Raw genomic sequence first — 12642 nt, forward strand, 5'->3', positions numbered from 1 at the left:
TTACTCAAAATAAAAAATTTAATTTTTCGCTAAAAGATATGTTGCCACACGGTCTGCTTCTTTAAAAGCATAAGGTTGTGGTAACTGTACAACACAAGTCTGCTGTGAAATTAACTTTGATTCTAACATTTGATCAACTGAGTGGGTAATGCGATCGTCTTTCAAACGGTCCATTGCCATTACCCCTACCCGACAACCTGCTGTCAGCGCCTCAAAAATCATAGATACGCTGTCTTCGGTCACCCAAACAGCTTCTGCTTTTTGCATTTCTTCAAAAATCCAGCCTTGAGGTGTTTGCTCAACCGGAAATATTTTTAAATGCTCGGCAAAGCTTTGCTGCCTTAAAATATCGATAAATTCTGTTGGGGTTCGGCGTGAAGTCGTCAGAATAATTTCAGCGTCTGGATTATCCTCAATAATTTTTTGAACACTGCTTAATACTTTGTCTTGATTCCATTGATGTCGTTTAGATGAGCCACCTAGGGCTATTAAAATTCTGGCTGCCTGATGGCGATTTTCATTACGAATTGGATTTAATGCCCCACGCGTGACAATCACATGGCTATCGGCGTGAATGCCGTCATGCTCTGGAATAACGGCATAATCAAAGCAAATCACGGGTAAGTTAGGCTTCATCAAAATAATAGTTTTAGCTTTTCTAAAAATTTTACCGAGTAACCAGACCCGAAAATGAGTATGGCTCCCCACTCCAAATATAAAATCGGGGGCTTGTTTAAATAAGGAGTTTTTTGAAGAGAAAAGTGCCTGAATTAGAGAAATAATAGGTAAATCAGTAATGAGGATCTCTTCAAAAGTTGTATCTGTCTGTTGTCTTTGCATCGCCTGAAACAAGCCTAATGCTTGTGAACGATGCCCTGCCTTACCATCAGAGACATAGACAATATGCATAAAAGCTCCCTATCCAAAAATAAAAAGGCGAAACCAAAGTTCGCCTTTTTATGTTAACGGATTAACTTATTTTACGTAAGTTAACCAGTGTTCATATTTCGGGTTTTTACCTTGAACCGCATCAAAGAAAGTCTTTTGAATTTCAGTGGTAATCGGGCCACGGCAACCTTCGCCAATTTGACGATCATCATATTCACGAATTGGCGTTACTTCTGCGGCAGTACCAGTAAAGAATGCTTCATCAGCAATATAGAATTCATCACGAGTAATACGACGCTCAACAACTTGATAACCAAGATCTCTAGCAATCGTCATAATAGTTTGACGTGTAATACCATCAAGCGCACCACCAGCAATATCTGGAGTATGTAAAACGCCATCTTTAATCAAGAATACGTTTTCACCTGAACCTTGGCATACATAACCTTGTGGGTCCATTAACATTGCTTCATCGTAACCACAATGAGCAACTTCTTGGTGAGCAAGAATCGATAACGTGTAGTTACCAGACGCTTTTGCTTTACACATCGTCACGTTTGGATGATGGTGAGTAAATGAAGAAGTTTTAACACGAATACCTTTCGCCATTGCTTCATCACCAAGGTATGCACCCCATGCCCATGCTGCAACTGCGGCATGAATGGTGTTATTTGTTGCTGCAATACCAAGTTTTTCTGAACCAATCCAAATAAGCGGACGTAAGTAGCAAGAAGCTAATTTATTTTCACGTACGACATCAATTTGTGCTTGCTCAAGCGCTGCTTGGTCATACGGTACTTTCATTTGATAAATTTTAGCTGAATTTAACAAACGTTTTGTGTGGTCTTGCAGACGGAAAATGGCAGTACCTTTAGGGGTTTCATAAGCACGGACACCCTCAAATACACCCATACTGTAGTGCAAAGTATGTGTTAAGACGTGAATCTTTGCATCACGCCAATCAACTAATTGCCCATCTTGCCAAATAAAACCATCACGATCAGCCAAATTCATGGAACACTCCAAATTGTTATAAAATCATTCACTATCCAACTCAACCGAGGCGGTTGGGTCTATTAATCTTTGCCATAAATTGCAAACGACCGCACGGGTACTACGCCAGTCCGCTGCGCTTACTTGCATGGATTGATTCGCAAGGGCTAAGCGGTGGCTTTCGGCACGTTCACTAAGATAGGCTCGAATTAATGCTGTGGCATCTTCACTGGATAAGCAGTCTGCTTTAGCAGCATCTTCTAAAATTCTTACATTATCAGAATAATGGGCGAGATCGGGGTTCGTCCCGCTCCACGCAAGTACAGCATACTGTGCCATAAATTCGATATCGACGATACCACCTGCATCCTGTTTTAAATGAAAAATACCATGTTTTTTTTGTTCAGAAGATGAACCTAGGTGGTCTTTCATTTTCTGACGCATTTTCAATACTTCTTCACGAACATAAGCCTCATCTCTAGATTGAGTCAAGATCTCGCGGCGAAATATTTCGAATTTCTGGCAAAGTACCTCATCGCCAGCAATAGAACGTGCTCGAACTAATGCCTGATGTTCCCAAAGCCATGCACTTTTCAACTGATAGTGCTCATAGGCCTTAAGACTTGTAACCAATAAACCAGCCTCACCGGAGGGTCTTAAGCGTGTATCAATTTCATAGACACGGCCATCAAGTGTCTGAGTCGTCATCAGAGACATAAACTTTTGAGCGACACGCATAGCAAACTCAAAGCCAGTAATAGACTTCGTTCCATCCGTATCAGTTTGTTCATCTAGATAATGAATAAAGACAAGATCTAAATCGGAACCATAGCCCAGCTCAATTCCACCTACCTTGCCGTAACCAATGACAGCAAAGGCCTTGTAGTCGAGTGAGCAACGTTTACCATCGACATCACATGGATAACCATGACGCTTTGCTACAGTCTGATAAGCTAAATGGAGGGTTGCATTTACACTCACTTCAGCAATATCGGTTAACGCATCGGATACTTTCATTAGCGGGCTTTCAGCTAACACATCGCTTGCCGCGACGGTTAACACATTACTCTTTTTAAACAGGCGAAGTGCCCGCATTTGGTCTTCAACTTGATCAATCTCAATGCGAAGCAACTGCTGACGTAATGAGTCTTCCAAGTCCTTGCGTTTTGGCAACTCAAAGTCCATCGATAAAAACTCATCAAGCAGTACTGGATATTGTATTAGCTCTTCACAAATCCATGGACTTACGGTCGCCATTTTCACTAAACGCTGTAATGCCCCTTTACTTTCAATCAGCATCACCAAATACACTGTCCGGCGCATGACCGATTCAATCAGCGGCATTAAGCGCAAAAGTGCGGTTTGAGGTTGCTCGGACTGTAAGATCACTTCAATTAAATGCGGCCAGAATGTTTTTAAACGCTGAACAGCATTTGAAGGTAATTTTTTGAGGGCATGCCCGTGCCAGAACTCATGAATCAGATTTTTCGCATTGTCATCCAACACTTCATCTAATTGCTGCTCTAACTGCCCAAAGTTTTCAGTCGCTGCATTTGAACTTGTATCTTCAATCAATTGCTTAAATTGAACTTTTACTTTCTGACGTTTCTCGTTTAAAACATCAATAAATTCATTCCAGCTCGCAAAGCCCAAGGTATCTATAATGCGTTGTCTTAGGACAATTTCTTCTGGCAATAGCTGAGTTTGCTGATCGTTGAGTGCTTGAATTGCATGTTCAACACGGCGTAAAAACAAATAGGCGTCTTCTAATTCTAAAACAGCTTGTTTTTCTAACAAACCTGCTTCGCCAATGTGCTCAAGGCTGACTAAACATTGGCGATCTTGTAACTCACGTTTAGACCCTCCATAAATCAGCTGGAACACCTGAACAATAAATTCAATTTCGCGAATACCACCCGCACCGAGTTTAATATCATCCTCAATATGACGGCGCAGAACTTCTCGCTCAATCATCGCTTTCATATCGCGCATAGCAGCAAAAGCGGTGTAATCCACATAACGACGGAAAACAAAGGGACGTGTCATTTCTAACAATTCTTGCCCTTCTTTATCTCCAGTTATGACACGCGCTTTAATCCATGCATAGCGTTCCCATTCACGACCATGCTGGCTTAAATATTTTTCCAAAGCTGCATGGCTAATTGCTAATGCCGAGCCATCCCCCCAAGGACGCAGGCGCATGTCTACTCGGAATACAAAACCATCTGCGGTAATGTGTTCAAGCAAATAAATTAATTTTTGTCCCCATAAAATACAGAATTGCTGTACATCAATGCATTTACGACCATTGGTTTCGCCTTGTTCATCAAAAGCAAAAATCAGATCAATATCACTCGATAGATTAAGTTCTTGTGCACCAAGCTTCCCCATGGCAACCACTATCAAATCTTGAACTTTGCCTGAATAACTCAAAGGCTCACCATGTTTGGCCGCAAGTGCCACACGTGCAAAAGCCTTTGCCGCACAAATACTGGCATCGGCAAAATCAGAAAGTTCGCGAGTGAGTGTGACAACATCAGTCAGTTGATTGGCATCCTGCCAGATCCAGCGGAACATTAAACGGCCACGCAAAATACGAAGTGCGCGCATCCAAGATGTTTCGTCGCCCATTCCATCTAATGTGGTTTGTACAAATTGATAAATCTGTTCAGTCGAGAGCGGTGCAGTAAATTGATCTATTTGGTAATCTTGCTCTAAAACAGCCTGATGCAGGCCTAAAACTTGTTCTGCATACTGACTAGCACGCAATGTTTTTTGTAACTGCTCCGCATTCATATAAAAAGCTCTTTTCCTCGTACTCTCTTTTTAGTTATAGCAGTTCGAGTAGTGGTAGGAAAAGGGATTAGACTAATTTTGCTTCCGCTGAAGAGTAATGCTCGACATGAGTCTCATGACTTTCTTGAGCTGAAGGTAATAAAACCTTAAATGTTGTTCCTACACCCTCTTTAGAGCTGACATCAATTTGCCCTTGGTTAATCTCGACAAAACGCTTACAAAGGCTTAAACCTAAGCCTGCACCTTTTTCACCTGCGGTTCCTTTAAAGCTGGCTGTAATACGTGGATGGAACAAATTCGCCATTTGTTGCTTGGTCATGCCTAGACCGGTGTCTCGAACTGTTATTTCAATATTTTCACCAGTTTGTTTGGCTTCAATAAAGACTTTGCCCGAACCATCAACATCCGTAAATTTCAGCGCATTTGACACCAAGTTCTGAATCACTGAGGTCATCATATTGATATCGGCATAGATTTTTAAATCTTCTGGTACAGCATTCACCAATTCAATATTTTTCTTTAAAGCTAAGGTATATAAAACATCAAAAACGATATTACTGACTTGTCTAAGGTTAAAATTAATCGGGTGATACACAAAACGCCCACCCTCAGCCATCGCCCATGTCAGTAAACTTTCGAGCAAGTTATAGGTCGATTGCGAAGTGTCGTATAAATAGTCTGCAATATTTTGAATGCTTGATTCATCTAAAGTTTCACGCTCTTTGGCGAGTACTTCTGAAAAACCGAGCAGTCCATGAAAAGGTGCACGTAAGTCATGCGAAATAATCGAGAAAAATTTAGTTTTACTTGAGTTAATCGCAACTTGTTGTTCATAAAGTTCGTTTAACTCTTCATAGTTAAATTTCAACTCAACCTGCTGCATGAAAGTAGAACAGTAATCAAGCAACAACTGGATATCATCATCTTCAAATGTAGCTGCATTGTCATCAAAGAAAACAGCGAAGCCCATAGAGGTTTTATCAGGGTGTAAAAGATGTACTGCTAACGCCCGACTACATTCAATATTTAATTCTTTTAAATAGTTGGTTAAATTTTGATAGGAAGGATGTAAGTGATTAATCACCTGCTGTTTAGCAAAGCACTGTTTTAAATGTTTTGAAGGTTTAAACGAAATGGCGGTCATACCATCTGGGCAACGATGCCAAAAGTAAGGTTCTTGATTAAAAGTTAATAAGGCTTTTTTACACTTCAAAAGACGAAGACTAAACCGGAAAAATTGCTCGATATAGTTCTGCTCGGCATTTAATCCAAGCAACAAAGATATTCTGCAAGCACTTAACTGCTCAACTTGGTTTAGTTCTAAACGTTGGAATGTCATTGCCCGCCTCACAGATTTTGTCGTTTTGGGTCGGAACCGCTCTCAAAGAAATTTACTTATAATCATTATGATCTACTACAAACTTTAACACAGTACATTAAAAGAGCAACTTTCTTTTCAAAATAGAAATGTGAAGTTTCAATTAAAGGTTTTTAGATACATAAAGTGAATAGTTTTTAGAAAAATACAACAAATTTTTTAAGGGAGAGAATTGTAAGATGTTACAAATGCGAGTTCTAAATAGAAGAAAGGTGGTTAAAAATATTCTTTAAAAAGAGCTTAGAATCCCTCTTGATTCGACTTTAATAAATGAAGTTCTTGTTGAATTTGGTTAAGGACTTCATTGAGCCTGAAATTGAAAGGTTATTAGAAGCTTAAGTTTATAGACAACGATTCGAGTCCTTCCCTTGGAACTAAATTATTAACTATTATTAATTTCTTAAATGCTATCGATATTGTTCTAGCCCAACAAAAAACCCCTAAGCCGTTAACTTAGGGGTTTTCGTAGAATCTTACGATTCTGAATATGGTCCCGAGGGTCGGACTCGAACCGACACGTCATCTCTGACAGCGGATTTTGAGTCCGCCGCGTCTACCAATTTCACCACCTCGGGAGAGGAAGTATGTTTGTGTTGCGTATATTAGCGCGTTTGTAAAACTTGTCAAACCCTAAGTGAATATTATCGTTCACTTTTAGACCATTTAAACATTTTTCATGATTTAAGCCAGAAGCACAGCCATAAAAAAGCGAAAAAGTTTATACTAGGCGCAATTTTTGCGGTGTTTTTTTCTAAATATGCAACTGTCTGACTTTTCCTTTGAATTACCTGATGAACTTATTGCCCGTTACCCTCTCGAATCACGCAGTGCTTCGCGGTTGTTGCACTTAGACTCAAAGGGTCAATATCACGATCACATGTTCACAGACATTATCGACCTGTTCGAAGAAGGTGATCTGTTAGTGCTTAATGACACCAAAGTCATGAAAGCTCGACTTAAAGGAAAACGTTCTACAGGCGGTGCTATTGAGATTTTAGTTGAGCGTATGCTGAACCACACCACAGCGTATTGTCATATTAAATCGAGCAACTCGCCTAAAGCCGGCGCTGAGCTTTTTGTTGGTGCCAATAACATTCCTGTGATTGTACGTGGTCGTCACGAAAACTTATTTGTGGTTGAGTTTTCACAGCCAATCTTGCCTGTCCTTGAGCAATATGGCCAGTTACCTATTCCGCCTTACTTTAACCGTGAAGCAGAAGAAATAGACACCGAACGCTATCAAACGGTTTTCCATAATCCTGAAAAAATTGCCAGTGTTGCGGCTCCTACTGCAAGCTTGCACTTTGACGAAGAATTATTAGCAAAGTTAGAACAAAAAAATGTTCAAAAAACTTTTGTGACTTTACACGTAGGGGCTGGCACATTTATGCCCGTTCGTACTGATGATATTACCAACCATATCATGCACAGTGAATGGTGTGATGTTCCTCAAGAAACCATTGATTTAATTTTGGCGACGAAAGCACGCGGCAATAAAGTGATTGCCATAGGTACAACTGCAACACGTGCTTTAGAAAGCGCAGCTCAAGCCCATGCCGGTAAAATTGCGGCTTGGACTGGCGACACGCAAATCTTTATCTATCCAGGCTATCAGTTCTGCATCGTAGATCGTTTAATTACCAACTTCCATTTACCTGAGTCTACCCTGCTCATGTTGGTGTCAGCTCTTTCAAATCGCGACAACATTTTGGCTGCATATGAGCATGCAGTTAAAAGCCGCTATCGTTTCTTTAGTTATGGCGATGCAATGCTGATTGATAAATTAGAAGGTTAAAATTAAAATACTGAGCGATATTCTTAAACACCTATCTCCCCTATAGAAGGGGGTATATGTTTAGCAATATCGTTCAGCTTTACCCAGTGAATTAGAATTTTTATAAGTTTAAATTTTAGATATTTCCTTCATTAAAATATCGATGCGATAAAAGCTATTCTTAGTTTCTCCCATCTTTTTATATAACCGCTACATTTAGTAGTAGAACTACATCGCAGAATCAAGGAAAATAGCTCTCTTTTTAGCAGCGAACTGTTTCTTCGCCTCTGCTCGTGTTCAGGATTTTTAGATGAAGTTTGAAAAATTAGGTCAGTCGGGGCGCGCCCGTCGTGGTCGTTTAACTTTAGAGCATGGTGTTGTTGAAACACCTGTTTTTATGCCAGTGGGGACTTACGGCACAGTCAAAGGTATGTTACCGCGTGATATCGAAGACATTCAGGCACAAATTATTTTAGGAAATACATTCCATTTATATTTGCGCCCAGGTCTTGAAGTTATTAAAGAACACGGCGGTCTACATAACTTTATTAAATGGGATAAGCCAATTTTGACTGACTCTGGCGGTTTCCAGGTTTTTAGTCTTGGCGCAATGCGCAAAATCAAAGAGGAAGGTGTTACTTTCCGCTCACCGATTGATGGTTCAAAAGTATTTTTATCACCTGAAATTTCTATGGAAATTCAGCAGGTTTTGAACTCTGACATCGTCATGATTTTTGATGAATGTACACCTTATCCTGCAACTCATGAAGAAGCACAAAAATCATTGCAGCTTTCTTTACGCTGGGCAAAACGTTGTAAAACCCATCATCATGATGAGCTCAAAAATAACAATGCACTATTTGGCATTATTCAGGGCGGCATGTATGAAGACTTACGTGATGAGTCTTTAAATGGCCTTCTTGAAATCGGATTTGATGGTTATGCGATTGGCGGTTTATCTGTAGGTGAACCTAAAGATGAGATGATCAAAGTTTTAGATTATCTACCAAGCAAAATGCCACAGGACAAACCACGTTACTTGATGGGCGTTGGTAAGCCGGAAGATATCGTTGAAGCGGTGCGCCGCGGTGTCGATATGTTCGACTGTGTAATGCCAACCCGTAATGCGCGAAACGGTCATTATTTTGTCACTGATGGTCTGGTACGTATTCGTAATAGTAAATATCGCCATGATCAGAGTCCGCTCGATCCACATTGCGATTGCTACACTTGTAAGAACTTTACCCGTGCTTATCTATTCCATCTTGAAAAATGTGGAGAGATGTTAGCGTCTATGCTCGGTACCATTCATAACTTACGTTATTACCAACGTTTAACTGAAGGTATGCGTGATGCATTAGAGAATGGCACATTTGATGAATTTGTTCAGGACTTTTATGCCCGCCGTGGTTTAGAAGTTCCACCATGTCCGGTTGATGAATAAGCCCGATTTGCGCTCAACCTCAAGACAAGGTAAATTGCAAAACGAATCAGGATTATGTCAGGTATCTGACTCATATTTTTAACTTTAGGAAATCAAAATGAGCTTTTTAATTTCTGCTGCACATGCAGCACCGGCAGCTGGCCCAACTACAGGTATTTTGCCAAACATCTTGATGATTGTCGTATTCGTTGCAATCTTTTATTTCTTAATTTGGCGCCCTCAAGCAAAACGCGCTAAAGAGCACCGTTCTTTAATCGAGAGCTTAGGTGTAGGTAGTGAAGTTGTGTTCGCTGGTGGTTTAATGGGCAAAGTGACCAAAATTGAAGGTGACTATGCAGTTGTTGAACTTAGCCGTGGTGTAGAAGTAAAAATTCAGCGTGCCAGCGTAATTTCAGTATTACCTGAAGGCACTCTAAATAACCTTTAATCATAAAACAGTCGTGCTTTAGCACGGCTTTTTCATTTAAGAAGAAAGCGAATGCGTTACCCTGCATGGAAATATTTACTGATTCTAGTTGTTCTGGTAATCAGTACATTATACGCACTGCCTAGTCTATATCCGGATGAGCCCGCCGTTCAAATTTCCGGTGCCAAAGCTGGTACCCAAATTGATCAAAGTGTGGTGCAAAAAGCAGAGCAAATTTTAAAAACAGCAAATATTGCAAGCCATGACAATAGTTTTACAAATAATGCTGCCCTCTTGCGTGTCAGTTCATCTGAAGCGCAATTAAAAGCAAAAGAAGTATTACGTCGTGACTTAGGTGATCAATATGTTGTTGCCCTAAACCTTGCACCAACCACACCGGAATGGTTGCAAAAGATTGGGGCTAAACCAATGAAACTTGGTTTGGACTTACGTGGTGGTGTCCACTTCTTACTTGAAGTAGATATGGACAAAGCCGTTGCCCAACGTATGGAAACCTCCGCCACCGATTTGCGTCGTCAGTTCCGTGAAAACAAGATCAAATTTAATAGTCTTGCATTAACCAATAATGTAATCACTGTTCAATTTGCTGACAATGCTGACCGTGATGCAGCAATGGATTTTTTACGTCGTAATGGGAATGAATATACCCAACAGGCGTTAGCAAGCTCTACGGGTTCTACTCTAAAGCTTTCTTATACTGATGTACGTCGTCAAGAAATCCAGTCATATGCGGTGAATCAAAACTTAACAACATTACGTAATCGTATTAACGAACTTGGTGTTGCAGAAGCATTGGTACAAAGTCAGGGTAGCAATCGTATTGTTGTTGAATTACCGGGTGTGCAAGATACAGCTGAAGCTAAACGTGTTTTAGGCCGTACAGCAAACCTCGAATTCCGTTTAGTGTCTGACTCAAATGACCAATATATTGACCCATATACGGGTAAATATAATAGTCAACCTTTGCCTCCGGGCACAGAAGTTTTTGCTTATGAGTCCTTAGATAGCGGTCGTCAACTTTTGTTGCAACGCAACCGTATCTTGACTGGTGAGCGCGTTCAAAATGCAAGCTCTGGCTTTAGCCAAGACTCTGGTGGTGCCGAGGTAAATATTACCCTCGACAGTGCTGGCGGCAAGCTTATGTCCGATGCAACTCGTAATGCTGTTGGTAAACGCATGGCGGTATTGTTCATCGAAAATAAGCAAAAAATTACTTATGTCATAGATCCTAAAACTGGTGCGCAAACAGAAGTTCGTACTCCATACACTGAATCTGTAGTCATCAATGCTGCAACTGTTCAGGCCGTTTTAGGTTCAACTTTCCGTATTACCGGTTTAAGTTCTCCTCAAGAAGCATCTGAACTTGCATTAATGCTTCGCGCAGGTGCTTTGGCTGCACCAATGTACTTTGTTGAAGAGCGTGTAGTTGGTCCAAGCCTTGGTCAAGAAAACATTGATAAAGGCGTGTTATCAACTCAAATCGGCTTCTTGCTTGTTGCAATCTGGATGGTAGTGTTCTTCCGTGTATTCGGCTTAATTGCTAACTTTGCTCTTGTTGTTAACTTGGCAATGATTTTAACAGTTATGTCATGGATCGGGGCTTCCCTCACCTTACCAGGTATTGCGGGTATCGTTATTACCATTGGTATGGCTGTCGATGCGAACGTATTGATATGCGAACGTATTCGAGAAGAAATGCTCTGGGGCGCATCGCCCAAACAGGCCATTGTGGCCGGTTATGATCGAGCCTATAACACCATTTTTGACTCGAATTTAACGACGTTCCTTGTTGCTTTCATTTTGTTTGCAATTGGTACAGGCCCGATCAAAGGTTTCGCCGTAACATTAATGATTGGTATCGTGTGTTCGATGTTTACTGCAATTACAGTAACACGTGCAATCGTACAAATCATTTATGGTAAACGCCGTAATTTGAAAAAGTTGAGCATTTAAGGAGATCGATGATGACTAAAGTGACTCAACAAGATTCAAAACAATATGGTCGTCCGGATGATGCAAAAATCATCCCGTTCATGAAGATTGCCAAACCTGCGGCAATCTTCTCGATCCTTATTACGTTAGCGAGTATTTTCTTTATTGCAACTAAAGGTCTTAACCTCGGTTTGGACTTTACAGGTGGTGTTTCAGCTGAGCTTAACTATGCTCAACCAGCAAATCAGTCTGAAGTTATTCAGGCACTTGCTAAAGCTGGCTTTAAAGATGCTGTAGTACAGACACTGGGTAGTAATAAAGACTTACTTGTGCGCATGCCTGTACAAGAAGTTAAGGTTGAAGACCTCACCAATACCATCACCCAAGCTGTACAGTTACCAAATAATGCTGCCGAAGTTCATAAAGTGGACTCTGTAGGTGGTCAAGTTGGTAACGAGCTTTATGTTCGTTCTGCCGGTGCGGTTGCACTTGCACTTATTTTAATGTTGATTTACGTGACTATCCGTTTCGAGTTTAAACTCGCAATGGGTGCCGTAATGTCATTATTCCACGACATCATCATTATTATTGGTGCTTTTGCATTATTCCAGTGGCCGTTTGACCTTACGGTTTTAGCTGCGGTACTTGCTGTTATTGGCTTCTCGCTTAACGATAACATTGTAGTGTCAGACCGTATCCGTGAAAATTTCCGTAAAATTCGCGGAGCGACGCCTCGTGAAATCATCGATATTGCTTTAACCGAGACTTTACGTCGTACCATTCATACATCAATGACCTTATTGCTTGTAGTTCTCGCAATGATGTTCTTAGGTGGTGATGGTCTACACTGGTTCGCTGTTGCAATGTTTGTTGGTGTCTTTGTAGGTACTTACTCTTCAATTTATATCGGTACAGCTTTTGCCTTATGGCGTGGACTTAACCGTCAGGACTTCATCGTTCAGGTTAAACCTGAATTTGAAGATGAAATTCCTTAAGTTGTCTAAAATAAG

The 12642-nt window shown here is 40.7% G+C and carries 9 protein-coding genes and 1 tRNA gene; 5 read left to right on the forward strand and 5 right to left on the reverse strand.

All coding sequences use genetic code 11. The features are described 5' to 3' along the window. Positions 1-18: 18 nt before the first annotated feature. From MSG66_RS12830 to MSG66_RS12850, 5 genes are all read right to left on the reverse strand, one after another. Positions 19-909, reverse strand: a complete 891-nt coding sequence (locus tag MSG66_RS12830; RefSeq protein ID WP_202743512.1) for a mitochondrial fission ELM1 family protein — start codon at positions 907-909, stop codon at positions 19-21. A 66-nt stretch (positions 910-975) separates the two neighbouring features. Continuing rightward, positions 976-1902 carry a branched-chain amino acid transaminase gene (locus MSG66_RS12835; protein ID WP_042897555.1) on the reverse strand — a complete coding sequence of 309 codons (927 nt, stop codon included), beginning with the start codon at positions 1900-1902 and terminating at the stop codon, positions 976-978. 24 nt (positions 1903-1926) lie between these two features. Further along, a complete protein-coding gene (gene glnE, locus MSG66_RS12840) occupies positions 1927-4677 on the reverse strand; it encodes a bifunctional [glutamate--ammonia ligase]-adenylyl-L-tyrosine phosphorylase/[glutamate--ammonia-ligase] adenylyltransferase (protein WP_324654308.1) in 2751 nt (916 codons plus the stop codon). Between the two features lie 67 nt (positions 4678-4744). Next, a complete protein-coding gene (locus tag MSG66_RS12845) occupies positions 4745-6016 on the reverse strand; it encodes a HAMP domain-containing sensor histidine kinase (RefSeq protein ID WP_324654309.1) in 1272 nt (423 codons plus the stop codon). Between the two features lie 527 nt (positions 6017-6543). Continuing rightward, positions 6544-6630: transfer RNA gene (locus MSG66_RS12850), tRNA-Leu, on the reverse strand. 182 nt (positions 6631-6812) lie between these two features. Here MSG66_RS12850 and queA point away from each other — a divergent pair. The 5 genes from queA to secF all read left to right on the forward strand — a co-directional run bounded on the left by queA (position 6813) and on the right by secF (position 12627). After that, a complete protein-coding gene (gene queA / locus MSG66_RS12855) occupies positions 6813-7850 on the forward strand; it encodes a tRNA preQ1(34) S-adenosylmethionine ribosyltransferase-isomerase QueA (RefSeq protein WP_324654310.1) in 1038 nt (345 codons plus the stop codon). Positions 7851-8139: 289 nt separating this feature from the next. After that, positions 8140-9273: a tRNA guanosine(34) transglycosylase Tgt gene (tgt, locus tag MSG66_RS12860; RefSeq protein ID WP_133971763.1), complete on the forward strand. Its 1134-nt coding sequence runs from the start codon at positions 8140-8142 to the stop codon at positions 9271-9273. A 97-nt stretch (positions 9274-9370) separates the two neighbouring features. After that, positions 9371-9700, forward strand: coding sequence for a preprotein translocase subunit YajC (gene yajC / locus MSG66_RS12865; protein ID WP_003655131.1), 330 nt, complete (start codon positions 9371-9373; stop codon positions 9698-9700). 51 nt (positions 9701-9751) lie between these two features. Further along, positions 9752-11653, forward strand: a complete 1902-nt coding sequence (gene secD, locus MSG66_RS12870; RefSeq protein WP_262473770.1) for a protein translocase subunit SecD — start codon at positions 9752-9754, stop codon at positions 11651-11653. 8 nt (positions 11654-11661) lie between these two features. After that, a complete protein-coding gene (gene secF, locus MSG66_RS12875) occupies positions 11662-12627 on the forward strand; it encodes a protein translocase subunit SecF (RefSeq protein ID WP_262473923.1) in 966 nt (321 codons plus the stop codon). The last annotated feature ends 15 nt before the right edge of the window (positions 12628-12642 follow it).

This window comes from Acinetobacter sp. IK31 (genome assembly GCF_035615195.1).
GTDB lineage: Bacteria > Pseudomonadota > Gammaproteobacteria > Pseudomonadales > Moraxellaceae > Acinetobacter > Acinetobacter calcoaceticus_C.